General features: G+C 70.8%; 13 protein-coding genes and 4 pseudogenes. 4 read left to right on the top strand and 13 right to left on the bottom strand.

Annotated features, from left to right (window positions below):
- Positions 1 to 62: 62 nt before the first annotated feature.
- The 7 genes from ACRQ5B_RS03815 to ACRQ5B_RS03785 form a co-directional block, all read right to left on the bottom strand.
- Positions 63 to 1,025 carry a type IV toxin-antitoxin system AbiEi family antitoxin domain-containing protein gene (locus ACRQ5B_RS03815; protein WP_432397106.1) on the bottom strand — a complete coding sequence of 321 codons (963 nt, stop codon included), beginning with the start codon at positions 1,023 to 1,025 and terminating at the stop codon, positions 63 to 65.
- 180 nt (positions 1,026 to 1,205) lie between these two features.
- Positions 1,206 to 1,955 carry a dienelactone hydrolase family protein gene (locus ACRQ5B_RS03810; RefSeq protein WP_432397105.1) on the bottom strand — a complete coding sequence of 250 codons (750 nt, stop codon included), beginning with the start codon at positions 1,953 to 1,955 and terminating at the stop codon, positions 1,206 to 1,208.
- A gap of 22 nt (positions 1,956 to 1,977) precedes the next feature.
- On the bottom strand, positions 1,978 to 3,276 hold the full coding sequence (gene tgt / locus ACRQ5B_RS03805) for a tRNA guanosine(34) transglycosylase Tgt (protein ID WP_432397102.1): 1,299 nt from the start codon (positions 3,274 to 3,276) through the stop codon (positions 1,978 to 1,980).
- 91 nt (positions 3,277 to 3,367) lie between these two features.
- Positions 3,368 to 4,093: an SRPBCC domain-containing protein gene (locus ACRQ5B_RS03800; protein WP_432397101.1), complete on the bottom strand. Its 726-nt coding sequence runs from the start codon at positions 4,091 to 4,093 to the stop codon at positions 3,368 to 3,370.
- 63 nt (positions 4,094 to 4,156) lie between these two features.
- Entirely contained in the window at positions 4,157 to 5,206 is a 1,050-nt protein-coding gene (locus ACRQ5B_RS03795) for a DUF6707 family protein (RefSeq protein WP_432397098.1), read from the bottom strand.
- Positions 5,207 to 5,304: 98 nt separating this feature from the next.
- Positions 5,305 to 5,844 (bottom strand): NUDIX hydrolase family protein, encoded by a 540-nt coding sequence (locus tag ACRQ5B_RS03790; RefSeq protein WP_290256702.1) that lies wholly within the window; start codon positions 5,842 to 5,844, stop codon positions 5,305 to 5,307.
- A 46-nt stretch (positions 5,845 to 5,890) separates the two neighbouring features.
- Entirely contained in the window at positions 5,891 to 6,688 is a 798-nt protein-coding gene (locus ACRQ5B_RS03785; protein ID WP_432397095.1) for a VOC family protein, read from the bottom strand.
- Between the two features lie 42 nt (positions 6,689 to 6,730).
- On the opposite strand from ACRQ5B_RS03785, the pseudogene ACRQ5B_RS03780 reads away from it, so the two are divergent.
- Positions 6,731 to 7,386 (top strand): annotated as a pseudogene (locus tag ACRQ5B_RS03780) (YdeI/OmpD-associated family protein).
- 41 nt (positions 7,387 to 7,427) lie between these two features.
- Positions 7,428 to 8,147: a phosphatase PAP2 family protein gene (locus ACRQ5B_RS03775; protein WP_432397092.1), complete on the top strand. Its 720-nt coding sequence runs from the start codon at positions 7,428 to 7,430 to the stop codon at positions 8,145 to 8,147.
- Here ACRQ5B_RS03775 and ACRQ5B_RS03770 read toward each other — a convergent pair.
- The 5 genes and pseudogenes from ACRQ5B_RS03770 to ACRQ5B_RS03750 form a co-directional block, all read right to left on the bottom strand.
- Positions 8,144 to 10,018, bottom strand: a complete 1,875-nt coding sequence (locus ACRQ5B_RS03770; protein ID WP_432397089.1) for a glycogen debranching N-terminal domain-containing protein — start codon at positions 10,016 to 10,018, stop codon at positions 8,144 to 8,146. The two genes, ACRQ5B_RS03775 and ACRQ5B_RS03770, sit on opposite strands and share 4 nt — an antisense overlap.
- A gap of 36 nt (positions 10,019 to 10,054) precedes the next feature.
- Positions 10,055 to 11,230: an ABC transporter ATP-binding protein gene (locus ACRQ5B_RS03765; protein WP_432397087.1), complete on the bottom strand. Its 1,176-nt coding sequence runs from the start codon at positions 11,228 to 11,230 to the stop codon at positions 10,055 to 10,057.
- Positions 11,227 to 12,818 (bottom strand): annotated as a pseudogene (locus tag ACRQ5B_RS03760) (ABC transporter permease). The gene ACRQ5B_RS03765 and the pseudogene ACRQ5B_RS03760 overlap by 4 nt, the downstream one beginning before the upstream one ends.
- Before the next feature lie 4 nt (positions 12,819 to 12,822).
- Entirely contained in the window at positions 12,823 to 13,872 is a 1,050-nt protein-coding gene (locus tag ACRQ5B_RS03755) for an iron ABC transporter substrate-binding protein (RefSeq protein ID WP_432397084.1), read from the bottom strand.
- Between the two features lie 358 nt (positions 13,873 to 14,230).
- Positions 14,231 to 15,405: pseudogene (locus tag ACRQ5B_RS03750) on the bottom strand (glycoside hydrolase family 76 protein); the annotation flags it as partial.
- A gap of 160 nt (positions 15,406 to 15,565) precedes the next feature.
- On the opposite strand from ACRQ5B_RS03750, the pseudogene ACRQ5B_RS03745 reads away from it, so the two are divergent.
- Positions 15,566 to 16,362 (top strand): annotated as a pseudogene (locus ACRQ5B_RS03745) (SDR family NAD(P)-dependent oxidoreductase).
- On the top strand, positions 16,359 to 17,636 hold the full coding sequence (locus tag ACRQ5B_RS03740; RefSeq protein ID WP_432397081.1) for an acyl-CoA dehydrogenase family protein: 1,278 nt from the start codon (positions 16,359 to 16,361) through the stop codon (positions 17,634 to 17,636). The pseudogene ACRQ5B_RS03745 and the gene ACRQ5B_RS03740 overlap by 4 nt, the downstream one beginning before the upstream one ends.
- Here the strand turns inward: ACRQ5B_RS03740 and ACRQ5B_RS03735 are convergent.
- Positions 17,611 to 18,555: a DUF1684 domain-containing protein gene (locus ACRQ5B_RS03735; protein ID WP_432397078.1), complete on the bottom strand. Its 945-nt coding sequence runs from the start codon at positions 18,553 to 18,555 to the stop codon at positions 17,611 to 17,613. The two genes, ACRQ5B_RS03740 and ACRQ5B_RS03735, sit on opposite strands and share 26 nt — an antisense overlap.
- Positions 18,556 to 18,579: the final 24 nt, after the last annotated feature.

Genomic DNA, 18,579 nt, shown 5'->3' with positions numbered 1-18,579 from the left:
TTCAATACGTGGGGCCTTTCGTCATTTCGACGGTCAGATGCCCGAGGGATGTGCGTAAGCGTCTATCCGGCACGGAACCGTCGAAGCGGGGTCGCGTCATCGTCCCCGGCCTTGCCGAGAGCGCGCAGGACCCGGTATTTGAATTCCACCTCGTTGAAAAGGTCCTTCCACTCGATCCTCAGGAAGGTCCAGCCCTGATCCATCAGTGCCTTCTCGCGCCGCCGCTCGGCAAAGACGGCATCCGCCACCGGACCGTAATCGAAGTACTTGGCCCGGCCGTCGAACTCCAGAGCCACCCGGAGCTCCGGCCAGGCAAAGTCCATCCGGTGTTCGCCCAGCGGAGTGCGGACTACATATTGCAGCTTGGGCGCATCGATCCCCAACCGGTCCAGCAACTCTCGGGTAAGGCTTTCGCCAGCTGACTCGGCCCTCGGGTCAGCCAATTCCAGGGCGCGGCGCAGGGCCAGCACGCCGTTTCGCCCGGCGAGCCCTGCACACATGGCCTGCAGCAGGTCCATGTCGGCGCCAAGCCGTGCGGCGTGGTCGACCAGGATGACGGACTGCTGCACGGAGAACATCCGGCAACAGTCCACCACCGTGCGTTCCAGCGACGTACAGGGCAATCCCGCCACGAAACACAGATCACCGCTCGACAGGGCGCCGGTATGGGCGGCGACATCGCGCCCATGGGAGACCGGGGACGGTGTGCCCGCCTGGGTGAGATGGACCCGCTGCTCGGCATTCCACAGGTTCAGGCCGTGGAGGGCGGCAGCGGACAGGTGACTGTAGGCGAAGCCGCCCGCCGAGGTCGTCAGTGTCCCCAACGCGTGGGCGAAGACCAGTTGACGACGCCGGGCGGTGACGTCGAGGCCCCGCCACCACTCGCCACGGGCATAGCAGCCGCGGCGTGCCCGGACGAGACCGCCATCCTGCACCAGCCGGGCGATGCTGCGGGACGTGAATCCGGCGGCAAGGAGCTGGTCCGTGCGCCACAGGTCCGGTGTTGGCGGAAGTGCTGGGAGCATGCCCCCAGCTTCGGGGTGGCATCCGGGGTTAGCCAAGAGCAACACAGAGCTATGTGGATACCCGCCGCTTCGACGGTTCCCTGCCGGGTAGACGTTCAGGAGCGTCTACGTGGCAGGGAACCGTCGAAAGGGGCGGCAGGGGAGGCCGGGGAAGAGCGGGGGACGAAGCCCGGAACCGCCCTAGCCCTTGAGGGTCGAGTCCAGCAGCTCCCGGAGTTCGCGGAAGTGCCGCTCGGTGGCCTCCGGGTGGAAGGCCGAGGTGTCCGCCATCGAGTAGCCATGCGGTGCGCCGTCATAGACCTTGTTGCTGGCGGTCAGGCCGGCGGCGTTCAGCGCCTCACCCAGCCGGGCAACGGCGTCGGCGTCCATGCTCCGGTCCTTATCCGCGTGGCCGAAGACGAAGGTGGCCCGCGCGTGCTCCAGCCCCAGATGGGGGCTGTCCGGCTCGTCTGTGGCGAGGCCGCCGCCGTGGAAACCGCCGCAGGCCGCGACCTGGTCCGGGTGTGCGTTGGCCGTGCGGACCGCGAGGCGGGCACCCATGCAGTAGCCGGTGACGCCGATCGGTCCCTCGGCTACGCCGTCGAGCTCGCGAAGATCGCGGACCCAGGCATCGATGTCCGGGACGGCCTTGTCGCTGGTGAGGCGGCCGACGCGCGGGAACGCGGCGGCGCCGGCGGCCTCGCGGCCCTCAGCGGTACTCATGTCGCCGGCCGGTGCCAGCTCCGTGGCCGTGCCCTCGCGGTAGAAGACGTTCGGGGCCAGGACCACGTAGCCCCAGTCGGCGATCCGCTGCGCCATCTCCTGGATGCGCGGGCGGAGGCCGAAGGCGTCCATGTAGAAGATGACGCCCGGGAACGGGCCCTCACCGGTGGTGGGGCGGGCGACGATGGCCTCTGCTGTGCCGTCTGCGGCAGGAATCTCGATGAACATCGGGTCAGCCTACCCGACGGGCCTAGGAGTAATACCGGCGCAGGGTCTCCGCCTTGAACTCGAAGAAGCTGCCGTCCTCGATGGCGAGCCGGGCGTCGTCGACCATCTTCACCACGAAGCGCTCGTTATGGATCGAGATCAGCGTGGCGGAGAGCATCTCCTTGGACTTGAACAGGTGGTGGATGTAAGCCCGGGAGTAGTTCTGGCAGGCGTAGCAGTCGCAGCCCTCCTGGAGCGGCCCGAAGTCGCGCTTGTACTTGGCGCCGGAGAGGTTGAACCGACCGTCCGGGTGGTAGAACGCGGAATTGCGGGCCACCCGGGTGGGGGAGACGCAGTCGAAGGTGTCCGCGCCGTTCTCGATCGCCGTGAAGATGTCGTCCGGCTCGGAGATGCCCAGCAGGTGCCTGGGCTTGTCTTCGGGCAGTTCCTCGTTGCACCAGCGCACGATCGTGCCCAGGTTCTCCTTCTCCAGCGCCCCGCCGATGCCGAAGCCGTCGAAGTTCATCGCGCCGAGGTCCCGGCAGGCCTTGCGGCGCAGGTCCTCGTACTGGGCGCCCTGGATGACGCCGAACAGGGCCTGGTAGGGCTTGCCGGTGCGTTCATCTGTGAGCCGGAAGTGCTCGGTGATGCAGCGTTGGGCCCAGCGGCGGGTGCGTTCCAGGGATTCCTCCTGGTAGCCGCGGGAGTTCTGCAGGGTGGTCAGCTCATCGAAGGCGAACATGATGTCCGCGCCGATCTGGTGCTGGACGTTCATCGAGATCTCGGGGCTGAACCGGTGCTTGTCGCCGTTGAGGTGGCTCTTGAACCACACGCCCTCCTCGTCCACGTGGGCCAGGCGTTCCTTGCCGGGGGCGACGGCGTCGTCCGGACCGGACGAATCGACTGATTTCATGTCGATGACCTTCTTGAAGCCGGACCCCAGGCTCATCACCTGGAACCCGCCGGAGTCGGTGAACGTGGGCCCCTGCCAGTTCATGAAGGCACCCAGCCCGCCGGCCTCGTCGAGGATGTCCGCGCCGGGCTGCAGGTAGAGGTGGTAGGCGTTGGCGAGGACGGCCTGCGCGCCGAGGTCCGCGACGGCTTCGGGCAGCACGGCCTTGACCGTGGCCTTGGTGCCCACGGCGATGAACGCGGGCGTCTGGATCTCGCCGTGCGGGGTGCCGATGGTGCCGGTGCGGCCCAGGAACTCCCCGCCGTTCGCCGCCACCTGCTCCGGTGACGGCGAGCAGGTCTCGCTCAGGCGCTTGCCCACCCGGAAGGAGAAGTCGGATTGCTTGGCGGGCAGGGCGGAGGAGGGGGTGGTTTCAGGATTCGCATGCACCGTTCAAGTGTGCCAGTTGCCGCGCCGAAGCCCCACCTCAGGGAGGGTGGCCCAAGGTGCGCCGCCTCAGGCAACGCCCGGCTGCGCCGCCTCAGGCGACGGGGTCGGTGGAGGGGTAGTTCGCCGCGCGCCAGGAATCCCAGGCGACGCGGATCTGCTCGAGCCGGTGCGCGCCGAGCCCGTAGGTGGACACGATCACCAGGGACCCGCCGTCGGGCCGGAGCTCGGGGATGGCGGGCTGGTCGGCGATGATCACCAGGCCCTCGCCGTGCTCGGCGTAGCCCTGGACCGTCAGGCCCACCTGGTGGTTGCTGCGGAACCAGACCTTGCCGGAAACCGCCTCCCCGGTGGCCAGGGTCAGGGAGTAGGGCTCGCCGGCGGCCGGGACAGCGCCCGCGCCGAGCTTGTCGATGCCTGAGCCCGCGGTGCCCGGGACGGCGAAGAACAGCGTCTTCCGGTGGCCGCTGGGGTGGCGTTCCAGGGCGAAACGGAGCTGGTGCAGGAACGTCAGCCAGCCTTGGGTGATGTCCTCGTCCCAGGCCGCCCACTCGGAGTTGTGGTCCACGGCGGCGCGGGTGATGCTGACCTCGGTGCCGCCGGGGACGGGTTTGAGGGTGAAGGTGTCACCGCCGTCGACCACCAGGGAGGTGTGGTCCGCGCTTTCGATGACCTTGGGGCCGAAGTAGATCGCGTTGACCTCCGCCGCCTGGTCCTCGGCCTCCCAGCCGTGCCACTGGGCCACCTTCGCGGGTTCCCGCAGCATGGTCCAGACCTGCTGCGCGTCGGCGTTGATCACCACGGACAGATTGTTCGTCATGGGCCCGAATGTACTCCGACCCCCTGCCCGCGGGTAGGGCCGGGCCGGACGGAGTGCCGGTGATCAGCCGCGGACGAAATCCAGTTCATTGGTGATCCGGCGTTCCAGTTCGGCGCCGCCGATGGTCTGCGATCCGCCGTGGGCGCGCAGGAACAGCAGGGCCTCAAGCCGCAGCAGCCGCCATTCCCGCTCGGCGTCCCGGTTGGAGTTATCGATGGCGCGGAAGATTTCCTTGTCGTACAGATTCGGCTCGTTCAGCGACCGCTGCCGGACCTTGGCATTGATCCGGGCCTTGAACGGGTCCGTTTCCATGGCGTCAGGGGCGCGGAGGAACTTCTCGTAGACGGCGGCGCGTTCGTCATCGCCGCGCTGCCGGCAGATGTAGCTGGCCAGCGCCAGGGCGGCCTCCACGGAGGCCCAGCGGCCCGGGTTGCCGTCGAACGGCAGCACGGTGAGCAGGTCGGCGACGGCCAGGGCGTGCTCGGCGTCGCCGAGGACCACGAAGAGTTCGTGGGCCAGGTCGCTGAGGTCCTCGAGGCAGCTGCCGGACTTGGGGTTGATGCCCTTGGCCAGCCGGTCGCTGAGCAGCAGCACCCCGGCATCCTTGGGGTGCGCCTCGGCGGCGGCCTCCACGACGGACTCGGGCGTGCCCTCGGCGGTCGGGATGAGGGCCAGGTCCGCTTCGCTGGGGCCGACGACGGCGGGCGGCGAGGCGGGCGGCGGGGGCACGACGACGACGGCGGACAGGGACTCGCCGCCGTCGGCCGGCGCAGGGGCACCGGCGTCGTCGTTCGTAGCGCCGGACTCCTCCGCAGCGGGCGCTGAAGGAACGTCGGCGGGGGACTCACCGGCCGAGGCCGTGGACACTCCCGCGGATTCCGGCGCGGACGCCGGTACCTGGATCAGCACCGTGGACCCGGCCGCGATGCGGAGTACGCCGCCGCCGGTCAGGGTGGCCCGCACCAGGGCGGGGGTGCCGAAGTCGTCATTATCGACGGCGACGCTGGCGATTTCGGCGGTGCGCGTCGCGTCGGGCAGGAGCAGCAGATCCCCGGTCCGCAGAGATCCCGCCTGCCGTTCTCCATAGTTCACGGAAGCTGTGGGGTGGGTCATCTGGAGTCCTCAAATTCTTTTCGGTCCGCCCACCAGTCTACAAAGACCGGCGCGCCGGATCGGGGACGCGGGACGGCTGGGCCCCGGCGCCGCGGAAGCTAGTGGCCGACGCCGGCGAACGCGAGGGCCTGCCGGATCAGGGCGCCGCGGCCGCCGCTGAACTCGAGCTGGACGTCCGAGCGGAGCACCTCATCCGGGGTCATCCAGGTCAGTTCGAGCGCGTCCTGGCGCGGGGAACACTCGCCGGTGACCGGGATGACGTAGGCCAGGGCGACGGCGTGCTGCCGGTCGTCCGTGTAGCCGGTGTGCGAGGGGGAGGGAAAGTATTCGGCCACGGTGAACGGCACGGGGCTGACCGGCAGCTGCGGGAACGCCAGCGGGCCGAGGTCTTTTTCCATGTGCCGCAGCAGCGCGGCGCGGATGGTTTCGCGGTACAGCACCCGGCCGGAGACCAGGGAGCGGACCATGGTGCCGTCCTCGTCGGCCTGCAGCAGCGTGCCCACCTCGTTCACGAACCCGAGCGGGTCCAGCCGGACCGGCACGGCCTCGACGTAGACCATCGGCAACCGGCCCCTGGCCTCGAAGAGGTCGTCGTCGGAGAGCCAGCCGGGATTCGGGTCGGGGGTGCGCACGTTCATGCTTAAGTTCTACCCCATCCGGGCTGGACGGACGTGGTGGACGGGGTCAGTCCGCCGCCGGGGCCCGGGAGATCCAGAGCGGGTGGGCGTGCGCGGCGCCGGCCTCCGCGTCCGGGTTGGCCAGGTGCAGCAGCGGTACCGGGGACTCCTCCACCAGGGCCGCATCCTCCCCGGCGTCCTCGAGCCGGCGGCGCAGTTCCCCGAGGTCGCCGGCGTACTCGAACGCGAGCCCCGCCGCAGCCTGTTCCGAACCCGGTGCACCCGTCCCGATCATCAGGATCCCGCCGTTCTTGGCGGTGAAGGACTCCGCTTCCTCCGCGCTGCCGGTGCCGGGCCCGGCGCCGGGGATGGGGCGCGGGCGGGCGCCGATGTCCCGCAGCGTGCGGGCGGCGGTGGAGGGATCCGCGGCAAACCAGAGGCCGACGACGGCGAGGTCCGGATCCGCGTCCGGCGCGCCGCCCCAGCCGCCGTCGGCCGCGCGGACCGCGGGGTCGGCCAGGAAGCTGAACCCGTCGGCGGAAGTGACCTTGCAGGTGGAGCCGTGCTCGGCGTCGAGGACCTCCGCCCGGGTGCCCTGCCCGGAACCGTCGGGAGCCCCGGCAGTGCCGGCGGACTCCGCCGTGCGGCGGGCAAACTCGGCCAGGTCTCCGACCTCGACGCCGAAGTCTGTGCTGCCGTCCTCCGCGGAGCCGGCCTCGGCGAAGTGCAGCGCCAGGCGGCCGGGCCCGGCGTCGAACTCGCGCCAGGTGGCGTCGTCCACCGTCTTGACCAGGCCCAGCGCGGTCAGCAGCCGCTCCCACTCGTCCATGCGGGAGGTGTAGTGGATGGGACGGACGCGCAGCATGGGGTCTCCCTCGTGGGTGTGGGCCGGGAGCACAATAGTGCCATGGCTGTTGAGCTGATGGAACTGCTGGTGAAGGACGCCGCCGCGTGGCGGGCATGGCTGCAGGACAACCACGGGACCAGCCCCGGCGTGTGGCTGGTGCTGCACAAAAAGGGCGGCTCGGTCACCGAACTGGACTACGAAGCCGCGCTGCAGGAGGCCCTCTGCTTCGGCTGGATCGACGGCCAGGGCCGGCGCCGGGACGAGGAGAGCTCGTTCCAGCGGATGACCCGCCGGGGTCCGAAGAGCGTGTGGTCGGCCCGGAACGTGGACCGGATCGCCCGGCTCGAGGCGGAGGGGCGGATGGCGCCCGCGGGACGCGCCGCCGTCGAGAGCGCCAAGGCGGACGGCCGCTGGGAGGCCGCGTACGAGGGCAAGCGACCGCCGAGATGCCGGCGGACCTTGCCGCGGCGATCGCGGCAGACCCGCGGGCGCAGGCCATGTTCGAGGTCCTCACCTCCGTCAACCGGTACGCGCTGATCTACCGGACCAACGCCGTGAAGCAGGCCGCCACCCGGGAGCGGAAGATCGCCGGGTTCGTCGAGATGCTGGCCCGGTACGAGACCCCGCACCCGCAGGCGCGCAAGCCGGCCCGCCCGGAGAATCAGCGCCCTGCGAACCAAGACCCAAAGAGTTCGGGCCCGGGGATTTCCCGGTAACCGCACGGAGGGCGGACAGCCGGATGTGGCAAGGTGGACCAGTGCCTATCACCGAACGCCAGCAGCAGCGCGGAGCCCGCCGGACCCCGCCCTCGCAGCGGACGGTGTTCTTCTCCGCCGCGGCCCTGCTGGTGGCCGGGGAGGCCGTCTTCTGGCTGATGGTGGCCAGCATCCAGACCAACTCCGGGCTGGCCGTGTTCGACGGCGGGATCCACGACGCCCTGGTGGACCACCGGTCCCCGCTGGCCACCGCCGTCCTCACGGCCGTCAGTACCGTCACCGCGCCCGCCGTGCTCACAGTGATCGGCGGCGTCTTGGCCCTGGGATGGGCGCTGCTCCGGCGCGAACTCTGGCGCCCCGGGCTGTTCCTGGCGGCGGTGCTGGCCGCGGCCGCCGCCACCACCCTGGTCAAGCAGATGGTCTCCCGCGCCCGGCCGTCCGCCTCCGACTTCCTGATGGGCCCGGACGATGCGCTGTCCTTCCCGTCCGGCCACACCCTCGGCGCCGGGGTGTTCCTGCTGGTCCTCGGATACCTGCTGCTCGGCAGCGCGGCCGCCCGCCCGGCGCGGCGTTCGACGGCGGCCCTGGCCCTGGCCGGCGCCGTGCTGGCAACGCTGGTAGTCGGCTTCAGCCGGCTCTACCTGGGCTACCACTGGCTGACCGACGTGGTGGCCTCGCTGGGCCTGGCGGTGGCGCTCGCCGGCGTCGCCGTCCTGGTGGACGGGCTCCGCAGCGCCCGGCGCACGTCGCCGGACGCCTAGAAGGCCACCCCGAGGGCCTGCGCCAGCACCACGGCCGAGGCCGAGGACCACGCCTGCGGGTGGCACGAGGCCGGGTACGGCACCGCCGTGCCGGACTCCGCCGCGGTCACCCCGGCGAAGAGCTCCGGGAGGCGGTGGCCGAAGGCCGCGGACGCCGCCAGCAGCCCCTCGGCCAGCACCCGTGCCTCGTCGGTGAACCCCTCGGCCAGGAGTCCGCGCACCGCGATGGCCGTGTCGTGGCTCCAGACCGATCCGCAGTGGTAGCTGAACGGCCAGAACCCGGTGGCCCGGCGGGACAGGGTGTGCAGGCCGTAGCCGGAGAACAGCTCCGGGCTCAGCAGCCGATCCGCCACCAGTCGCGACTCGGCGGAGTCGAGGATCCCGGTGCCGAGCAGGTGGCCCATGTTCGAGCCGGGAACATCCAGCGGGGTGCCGTGGCCGTCCAGGGCCATGGCAGGGAACCGGCCGCCGTCATCCTCCACCCAGAAACGGTCGCGGAAGGCGTCCCTGAGGCCCGCGGCGAAGTCCCGCAGCTCCGCGGCGCCCGGTTCGCCGTAGGCGTCGAAGAGGTCCGCGGCCTCCAGGGCAGCCTGGTAGGCGTAGCCCTGCACCTCGGCGAGGGCGATCGGCCCGTCCGCCTGCCGCCCGTCGCGGAACTGCATGGCGTCACGTGAGTCCTTCCAGCCCTGGTTGCTCAGTCCGTGGCCGGAGGTGTCCTGGTAGCTGAGGAACCCGCCGTTACCGGCATCCCGTCCCGCCGCGCCGGCCGCCAGCAGCCAGTCCGCGGCGCGCGCGGCGTTGGGCAGCAGGGAGCGGACCGCGGCGTCGTCCGTGCCGGCCCGGCCCAGCTCGCCGAACAGGCACAACCACAGCGGCGTGGAATCCACGGCACCGAAGTACACCGGCGGCAGCCGCAGCGCCTGGCTCTCGAGAATCAGTTCCTTGGCCCGCAACTCGTGCAGGATCTTGCCCGGCTCCTCCGCCGCGGCGGGATCCGTCTTCGTGCCCTGGTGCGCGGCGAGGGCCCGCAGGGTGCCCGCAGCGAGGGCCGCGTCGAAGGGCAACAGCAGCCGCGCGGCCCAGAGCGAGTCCCGGCCAAACAGGGTGAAGTACCAGGGGGCGCCGGCGGCGAGGAACGGGGCGTCCGGGGCCGCGCGGGTGGCCAGCCGCAGCCCGTCCAGCTCGTCCAGGGAATTATCCAGCAGGGCACCCAGCGGCCCGGCCGGACGGTCGCGGACGGAGCGGGCCGCCGGGACGTGCGCGGGGACGACGGCGTCGCCGGTGTCGGTCAGGGTGGCCTGCCACTCGGCCTCCATCGGGCGCCCGGCGGACGCGGTGCCGCGCCAGACGAGGCAGCCGTCCTCCACCCGGCCGGGGGCGGCAACGGTCAGTGTCTTCCCCTCCTCGGCCCACCTCAGCGAGGAGCCGTCCGCGGACACGGGCTCCAGCGGCTCCCGGAAGCGGCCCAGCCGGATGGCGGCCATGTCCGTGAAGTCGGCGGCCAGCCGGACCCGGAGTTCGGCGTCCAGCTGCGGCAGCGAGGTGGCCAGCCGGAGCGAGACGCGGACGGCGCCGGGGGTCACTGTCCAGGCCTGGACGAGTTCGACGGCAGGATCCTCGGTAGGTCCCTCGATGCCGCGGACCAGGCCGCGCACGGTGAGGACGCCGCCGGGCGCCGGCTCCACGGTGGCCGGCTCCGGGGCGAAGCCGTTGACGGTGGTCTCGGCCCGGCTCAGCATCCGGGTGTCGCCGTGGAGCAGGCCGGTGAACCAGCCGCCGCCGTCGGCCAGCCGGCCCTCGGCGTCCAGCCAGAGCTGGGTGGGGGCGGCCACGGAACAGTGCTGGCGGTGCAGGGCTGGTTGTACGCTCATCCGACCAGCCTAGGACTCCGCCGCCCCGGGAGGGCCCTAGTCCTGCGGGGTGTCCTCGACCGGGAAGGCCACGGCCTCGCCCACCACGCGCAGGCACAACTCGGTACCGGGCCGCGCGATCGAGGCGTTCCAGTGCCGGATGGTGATGATCTCGCCGCCGCCGGGGTAGCGGTGGTCCGCGACGTCGCCCTCGGCCAGCTTCGGCGGGACCGGGAGCTGGAGCCGGACCGTGGTTTCGGGGCCGAAATAGTCGGTGTCCACGACGGTGCCGCGGATGGGGCCGTCCTCGGCGATCCGGATCTGTTCGGGCCGCAGCATCAGCTGGACCCGGCCCTGCGCCGGCGGCCGGCGGACCGGGATGCCGCCGAGGGAGCAGGTGGCCAGGGACCCCTCCATCCAGGCGTCCAGGATCACGGCGTCGCCCAGGAACTCCGCCGTCGCCCGGTCCGCGGGGCGGGTGTAAACCACGAACGGGTTGCCGATCTGGGCGAGCTTGCCGCCGCGCATCACGGCCACCTGGTCCGCGAAGGAGAGCGCCTCGGCCTGGTCGTGGGTGACCAGGATGGTGGTGACACCGGCGTCCTGGAGGACCTTGCCCACGGTGCGGCGGGTGGCCACGCGGAGGCCGGCGTCGAGCGCGGAGAACGGCTCATCCAGGAGCATCAGCTCCGGTTCGCGGGCCAGGGCGCGGGCCAGCGCCACGCGCTGCTGCTGGCCGCCGGAGAGCTGGTGCGGCCGGCGCTTGGCCATCGCCGGGTCCAGCGCCACCATCTCCAGCAGCTCGGCCACCCGGGCCTTGACGCCGCGATGCCCGCCCGGGAGCTTGCCGGCGTCGAGCCCGAACGCGACGTTCTGGCCCACGGTCAGGTGCGGGAAGAGCGCGCCGTCCTGCGCCACGTAGCCCACCTGCCGCTTGTGCGCCGGAACCCAGACGCCGTCGCCGGCCACCTTCTGCCCGCCCAGGGAGATGCTGCCGGTATCCGGGTGCTCGAACCCGGCGATCAGCCGCAGGAGGGTGGTCTTGCCCGACCCCGACGGGCCCACGATCGCCGTCGTGCCGCCGCGGGCGACCGAGAGGTTAACGCCCTTGAGCACGGCCTGGGAACCGAAGTTCTTGGTCACGGCCGCGACCTCGAGGTGGCTGTTGGTGCTGGGCGCCACGGAGGCGGCGATCCGGGGCTCCGGGAGCCGGGAGGGCTGTTGTTCGGTCACTGTCCCGCTGCTTTCTTGGACTGCTGGAAGAGGAGGTAGGTCATCGGGGCGGAGAGCAGGATCATCAGCAGCGCGTACGGTGCGGCGCCGGCGTAGTCGATCTCGCTGCTCTTGCTCCAGAATTCGGTGGCCAGGGTGCGCGTGCCGTTCGGGGAGAGCAGCAGCGTGGCCGTCAGCTCGTTCACGATCGCCAGGAACACCAGCGCCGCGCCGCCGGCCGCCGCCGGGGCGGTCAGCCGCAGGGTGACGCGCAGGAACGCCAGCAGCGGCGGCTTGCCGAGGGCCTGCGCGGCCTCGTCGAGTTCCTTCGGCGCCTGGGCCAGCCCGGAGCGCAGGTTCACCAGCGCCCGCGGCAGGAACAGGAGCACGTAGGCGGCGATCAGCAGCGTGGTGGTCTGGTACAGGTCGGGCGCCACCCGGATGCTGACGGTAACGAAGGCCAGGCCGACGACGATCCCGGGCATCGAGCTGGTGACGTAGTTCGAGAGCTCCAGGGCCTTGCTGAACCAGTTGGGCCGGCGCACCGCGAGGTAGGCCATCGGGAACGCGACGACGGTGGTGGCGGCGGCCCCGGCCAGCCCGTAGCCCAGGGTCTGCAGCAGGGCCGGCAGGAACTCTTCGGCGGACCAGATGTCCGCGCCGCCGGCCACGATCCAGCGCACCACGAAGGTTAGAGGCAGACCGAACGCCAGCGCGGTGACGGCCAGCAGGAACAGCTGGGCCGGTGCCTGGTAGAAGCGAAGCGGCAGCCGCAGGGCCCTCGCCTGGGCTCCGGAGCCCACCCGGGCGTAGCGGGCGGTGCCGCGGCCGCGGACCTCCACCAGCAGGAGGATCAGGCAGAAGAACACCAGCACGCTGGCCAGCATGTTGCCGGCGGCCCCGTTGAACGTGGACTGGTACTGGACCATGATCGCGGTGGTGAAGGTGTCAAAGCGGATCATCGCGAACGCGCCGTATTCGGCCAGCAGGTGCAGCGCCACCAGCAGCGCCCCGCCGGTCATCGCGATCCGCAACTGCGGCAGCACCACCCGGAAGAACGCCCGCCACGCGCCCAGCCCCAGGGACGCCGCGGACTGTTCGATCGCCGGGTCCAGCCGGCTGAGGGTGGCCGCGGCCGGAATGTAAACCAGCGGGAAGTAGGACAGCGTGGCGATCAGGACCCCGGACCACAGGCCGCCCAGCGACGGGACGGCGGAGACCCAGGCGTAGCTGTTGACGAACGCCGGGATGGCCAGGGGAGCGGCCAGCAGCACGGCCCACCCCCGGCGGCCCTTGAGTGTGGTCCGTTCCACCAGCCACGCCCCGCCGACGCCGATCACCAGGCAGAGCGGCACGGTGAAGACCATCAGCAGCACGGTGTTCAGCAGCAACTCACCCACCCGCGCCCGGAAGATCAGGCTGACTGCGGTGTCCCAGCCGGTGGCGACAGTCATCACCGCCACGTAGCCCAGGGGAGAAGGGAGAACAGAGCGATCAGGACCGCCAGGATGGCCACCACAGACACGCCGAAAGGCGGGCGGGGGCGCTTGCCCCGGCCCGCCGTCGTCGTGCTTCCGGTGGTCCCGGGAGCCGCCAGCGTCTTGGTCACTGGTTTAGAGCAGTCCTGCCTTGGTCATCAGATCGGTGACCTTGGCGGAGTTGAGCTTGGCCGGATCGACCTTGGGTGCCTGCAGGTCCTTGATCGGGACCAGCTTGTCGTTCGACGGCACATCGGAGGCGATCGCGTATTCGAAGGAGGTGCCCTTCTGCAGGATCTCCTGGCCCTTCTTCCCGGTGATGAACTTCAGGAAGGCCTGCGCAGCGCCGGCGTTCTTCGAGGACTTCAGCACGCCGCCGCCGGAGACGGAGAGGAACGCGCCCGGGTCCTGGTTCTTGAAGAAGTACGGCGTGACCTTATTCGAGTTCTCGCCGGTCTTCGCCTGGTCGCCGTAGTAGTAGTAGTGGTAGATCAGGGCGGCGTCCACCTCGCCGGCGTTGACGGCCTTCATGGCGGTGCTGTTGCCCTTGTAGGACTTGTAGTTGTCCTTCATGCCCTTGAGCCAGGCCTCCGTGGCGGCCTCACCCTTGAGTTCGAGCAGCGCGGAGACGATCGCCTGGAAGTCGGCGCCCGACGGCGACGCGGCCCACTTGCCCTTCCACTCCGGGTTGGCCAGGTCCAGCATGGACTTGGGCAGCTTGTCCTCGCTGATCTTGGTCTTGTCGTAGACCAGCACGGTGGAGCGGGCGGCGATGCCGGTCCACTTGTTGGTGGACGGGCGGAACTCGGCGGGGACCTGGCCGACGGTGGCCGGGTCCACGTCGGCGAAGAGGCCGGCGTTCTCCACCTGGGCCATGGCCGGGGAGTTCTCGGTCAGGAAGACGTCGGCGCGGGTGGCCGGGCCCTCCTGGATGATCTGGTTGGACATCTCGGTGTCCGAACCCTGGCGGACGGTCACCTTCACGCCGGTCTCGGCGGTGAATTCGTCCACCCACTCCTTGGTGAGGGATTCGTGCTGGGCGTTGTAGACCGTGATCTCACCGGAGGGCTTGCCGTCGGCGCCGGCGCTGCTGCCGGAGGACGAACCGGAGCCACAGGCTGCGAGGCCGAGCGCGGCGGTGGCGGCGAGGGCGACGCCTGCCAGCGCGTTCTTGCGGATCTTCATGGGGCTGCTTTCTGCAAGGAAAAGGTCGTAGGAACCCGCCTCCGTGAGCGGGAGGTTAGGGCATGCTCACTACAAAAAACTGTAGGTTAGCCAAACCTAAGCAACCAAGCCGAGAGCGCCTTAAGTGAGGGAGATCACACGAATTACGAAACTATTGCGTGACCTAATTGGTTTCGTGTGCCTGCCGGGCCGTGGCGTCGACGACGGCGGCAGCGGGCTCGGCGGGCGTTGCCTCGTGCGCCGCTTCCCCCGGCTGCACCTCGCCCGCCTGTTCTTCGCCCGCTTGTCCCTCGCCGGGCTGTCCGTCCGCCGGCTGCCCGGCGTCGGCGTCGTCGACGATCGTGGGCAGGCGGGGCGCGATCGAGGCCGCGGCTTCGAGCACCATCCAGGCCTGCAGCTGGGTGGAGAGTTCGACGTCGGCGCCGGCCGGGTAGGTGCGGCGCGCGGGCAGCTCGGGCCGGGCGGAAAAGACCAGCCGGGCACCGTTGCGGGCCAGCGGCTCGTTGGCGCCGACCACGCGCCGGCCCTCCCAGAAGGCCTCCGCCGAGTCCGTGACCAGCCGCGCCGCCGTCGCCCGGATCTCCTCCGAAAGGCGCTCGTCCACCGCGGCGAGTGCCAGGTAGCGCACCAGGATCCCGCTGAAGAGGCCGCCGTCGCCCGTTCCCTCGCCGCGGACCACCTCGCCGCGGCGGCCCAGCAGCGGCGCGTCCACGGTCAGGTGCTCTCGGACCGCGGTGATCAGTTCCTGCGCCCGCGCCAGGTTCGCCTCGCCGCCAAGCTCCAGCAGGGCGCCCAGCACCGGCCCCTGGTTGTAGGTGTAGACGGCCTCCTCGAGCCGGGGTTCCCCTCCGGCACGATCCGCAGGCCGTCCCGGTAGAGGCCCTGCTCCGGATCCAGCAGCTTGGCGTCCAACCAGTCCAGCAGCGACTGCGCGCGCGCCGCCTGCCCGGTCCGGGCGTAGTGCAGCGCCACCGGCCCGGTCGCCGGGGTGTTCTTGAAGTCCCGCTTCTTGCTCCAGAAGGTGCCGCCGCCCAAATCGTCGGTGGAGGCGGCGTCGAACTGCGCCCCCAGCCGGGTGAGCACGCGGGCATTGCGGCGGCGGCCCGCGCTCTTCCGGCCGTCCTCGGCCAGGAGCTCCAGCCGCCGGGTGGCCAGGGCCAGCCAAGCCATATCGTCGTAGTAGCTGTTGACCACGGTGAAGAGGTTCCGCACCCGGATGCCGTTGAGCAGGCGCGAGGCCAGCTTGCCGGCGCTGGGCAGGTTCTTGCCGTCGAAGTGCGCCGGGGTGTGGCCCGCGACGCCGAGTTCCCGCCGCCCGGCGTCCACCAGGCAGTCCACGTAATGCGCCTGCCACCAGTAGTGCCAGGGCCGGGAGAGGTTCTTCATCCGGCCGGAGGGACGGACGATGGCGCCGATGTGGGTGCCGGGGAGGAAGAAGAGGCGCTGGCCGAACAGCCGGGTCACCGAACGTGCGGCTTCATCGGCGCGGAAGGACCAGTTCGGGGCAGGGGAATGGGCGGCGGCTGCGGTCATGGTCCCAGAGTAGTGGCGGGGGCGCCCGCGGCGCGGAATCTCCACGAATGGGTGCGCTCTGTGTCAATTCCAGTTAACGTGTACTAACTAACGTTTCCGGACGCCGCGGCCCGGCCGGCCTTGTGCGGCCGGGCAGGGGTTTCCACATCAAGGAGGATGTATGGACGTCTTGGGTACCGTCGCACTGATCACGGGCGGCGCGTCCGGGCTGGGCGCCGCCACCGCACGCAGGCTCTACGACGCCGGGGCCTCGGTGGTCCTGGTGGACCTGCCCGGCGCCGCGGGGAGAGCCTCGCCGCCGAACTGAACGGGATGGAAGGCGCCGCCGGGAACCGGGCCGTGTTCGTGCCCGCGGACGTCACCAACGAGGAGCAGGTGCAGGCCGCCGTCGACGCCGCCGCGGAGCTGGGCCCGCTGCGGATCGTGGTGAACTGCGCCGGGATCGGCACCCCGGGCAAGGTCCTGGGCCGCGACGGCGTCCTGCCGCTGGAGGCCTTCAACCGCGTCATCCAGGTCAACCTGGTGGGCACCTTCAATGTCATCCGGCTCGCCGCCGCCGCGATGGCCACCACCGAGCCGGTGGCCACGGAGCTCGGCGGCCCCGAACGCGGCGTCATCATCAACACCGCCTCCGTCGCGGCCTTCGACGGCCAGATCGGCCAGCCCGCCTACGCGGCCTCCAAGGGCGCCGTCGCCGCCATGACGCTGCCGATCGCCCGCGAACTGGCGCGCTCGCTGATCCGCGTGGTGACCATCGCGCCGGGCATTTTCGAAACCCCCATGATGGCAGGGCTGCCGCAGGAGGCGCAGGACTCCCTGGGCCACCAGGTGCCGCACCCGTCCCGGCTGGGCCGGCCCGCGGAATACGCCAACCTCGCCGCGCACATCGTGGACAACGCCATGCTCAACGGCGAGACCATCCGGCTGGATGGCGCCATCCGGATGGGCCCAAAGTGACGCTCGCTATGGACCGGGTGCAGGGAGAACAGGCGCAGGGGGACCGGGCGCGTGGGGATCGGGCGCGTGACGCGGCCGTTTCCGAGGCCCCCGACGGTCCTCCGGAGCTGCCCGGAGCGGACTTCTTCGGCTACGAGGCGTTGCTGAGCGACGTCGAACGCGCCAAGCTGGCCGAACTGCGCGGCTTCCTGGCCCGCGAGGTGGCGCCCTACGCGGAGGATTGGTGGAACCGCGCCGAATTCCCCGCGCACATCCTGCCCAAACTGGCCGCCCTGGAGCTGAGCACGCCGGTCCAGCGCGGCTACAGCAACCTCTTCGCCGGGATCGTGATCGCCGAGATCACCCGGGTGGACACATCGCTGGCCACCTTCTTCCTGGTCCACCACGACCTGTTCGTCGAGTCGCTCTACGAATTCGGCTCCGAGGACCAGCGGGCGCGGCTGCTGGCGGACGCGGCGAGCCTACGCACCACCGGCGCCTTCGCCCTGACCGAACCGGACCACGGCTCCGACGTCGCCGGCGGCATGGAAACCAGGGCCCGGCGCGTCTCCGGCGGGGATGAGGGCGACTACTGGGTGCTCAACGGAGCCAAGCGCTGGATCGGCAACGGGACCTTCTGTGACTACATGCTGGTCTGGGCCCGCGACGAGGCCGACGGCGCCATCCGCGGCTTCATCGTCGATGCCACCCTTCCCGGGGTGAGACGCAGCCGGATCGAGAACAAGATTGCGCTGCGGACCGTGCAGAACGCGGACATCGTCTTCCACGACGTGCGGGTGGCCGAGGCAGACCGCTTCGCCGGCATCAGCAGCTTCGAGGACACCAACGAGCTGCTGCGCGGCTCCCGGATCATGGTGGCCTGGCAGGCGGTGGGCCAGCAGCTGGCCGCGTTCGACGTCGCCCGGCAGTACGCCGTCGAACGCCGCCAGTTCGGCCGGCCGCTGGCGAAATTCCAGCTGGTCCAGCAGCAGCTGGTGACCATGCTGGGCAATGCGGTGGCGAGCACCGGGATGATGGTGCGGGTCGCCCAGCTGGAGGACGCCGGCGCCGCGGACATGCCGCAGGTGGCCCTCGCGAAGTCCTACGCCAGCGCCCGGATGCGGGAGACCGTGGCGATGGGGCGGTCGCTGTTGGGCGGCAACGGAATCGTCACCGACTACCGGATGGCCAAAATCTTCGCCGACGCCGAGGCGATCTACACCTACGAGGGCTCCTTCGAGATCAACAGCCTGATCGCGGGCCGGGCCGTCACCGGGGTCTCGGCGATCGTCTAGGCACTCGACCTTGGCAGGGCCGCAGCGCGCTACGGCGGTCAGTTTCCGGCGGCGTCCTCCGGGGCGCCGTCGGGCACTTTTCCCCGGCCTCAATCCGGTAGTCCAGGCTGTTGTTCTTCACCGGCATGGGGCAGGTGCCGTACGGGGTGAAGGCGCTGGGGTAGTTGATGGCCCGGTTGAAGTCCAGGACCACGGTTCTGTTTCCCAGCGAATCAACGCGGGGTCGGGCGGTGGAGACCTTGCGCCACTCATCGGTCGTATCGCCGTTGGTTTCGTCGTGGAACGTCACCGTTAATGCCCCGAGCTTCTCCTCTTCGGCCTGCAGCCGGTACTCGTGGTTGCTGCCGGGGAGCCGGAACGCCAGTTCGCCGACGCTGCGGTGCACCCCGTCCACCAGCGGGTTGGCGGTGCCGATCGGGACGTCCACGGGCTCCGGATACGGCTCGAAGCGCGCCTCCACCGCCAGGTCCGGCCGGTAGCCGAAGGTGGGGACGCCGCTGAAGCCGGTGAATACCGGGGACCGGGAGTCCCGGGTCCGGATGGCGTACTTTCCGCCGCGCATGGCCAGTTCCACCCGCGCCCGGGTCCCGTCCGGGCCGCCGAACTGCACCCAGATCAGGGATTCCTCGTCGGCCAGGACCGCGCTGATGGTCCCGTCCACCGGCTCCCCGGTCTCCACCAGGGTCAGGCCGTCCGTCGCCGCCGCGGTGAGGAACGCCGTCGTGCCGTCCGTCCACCAGAGGCCCGGCACCAGCTCAAGGGCGGACGCCTCATGCGCTAGCCACTGGAACGACGTCAGGGTCAGCCAGCCGTATTCGGTGGCCAGGGCGGCGTCGCGGTTGGTGCGGAACCGCCGCCAACGGGCCAGCTGCGGGTCGGCGTCCTGGGATCCGGTGTCCTGTGCGTCTGCGGGGGTCATGGTCATCTCCGGGGTTCGGCCCAG

It is taken from the genome of Pseudarthrobacter sp. L19 (assembly GCF_050859435.1).
GTDB lineage: Bacteria > Actinomycetota > Actinomycetes > Actinomycetales > Micrococcaceae > Arthrobacter.
Note: the sequence above shows the minus strand (reverse complement) of the source record. Positions and strands in the feature narration are given on the sequence as shown.

Coding starts and splice junctions, on each gene's coding strand:
- ACRQ5B_RS03790 (WP_290256702.1), bottom strand. CDS start 5,844: ATGAACGTGCGCACCCCCGACCCGAATCCCGGCTGGCTCTCCGACGAC.
- ACRQ5B_RS03815 (WP_432397106.1), bottom strand. CDS start 1,025: ATGCTCCCAGCACTTCCGCCAACACCGGACCTGTGGCGCACGGACCAG.
- ACRQ5B_RS03770 (WP_432397089.1), bottom strand. CDS start 10,018: ATGAGCGTACAACCAGCCCTGCACCGCCAGCACTGTTCCGTGGCCGCC.
- ACRQ5B_RS03785 (WP_432397095.1), bottom strand. CDS start 6,688: ATGCTGCGCGTCCGTCCCATCCACTACACCTCCCGCATGGACGAGTGG.
- ACRQ5B_RS03735 (WP_432397078.1), bottom strand. CDS start 18,555: ATGACCCCCGCAGACGCACAGGACACCGGATCCCAGGACGCCGACCCG.
- ACRQ5B_RS03810 (WP_432397105.1), bottom strand. CDS start 1,955: ATGTTCATCGAGATTCCTGCCGCAGACGGCACAGCAGAGGCCATCGTC.
- ACRQ5B_RS03795 (WP_432397098.1), bottom strand. CDS start 5,206: ATGACCCACCCCACAGCTTCCGTGAACTATGGAGAACGGCAGGCGGGA.
- ACRQ5B_RS03755 (WP_432397084.1), bottom strand. CDS start 13,872: ATGAAGATCCGCAAGAACGCGCTGGCAGGCGTCGCCCTCGCCGCCACC.
- ACRQ5B_RS03800 (WP_432397101.1), bottom strand. CDS start 4,093: ATGACGAACAATCTGTCCGTGGTGATCAACGCCGACGCGCAGCAGGTC.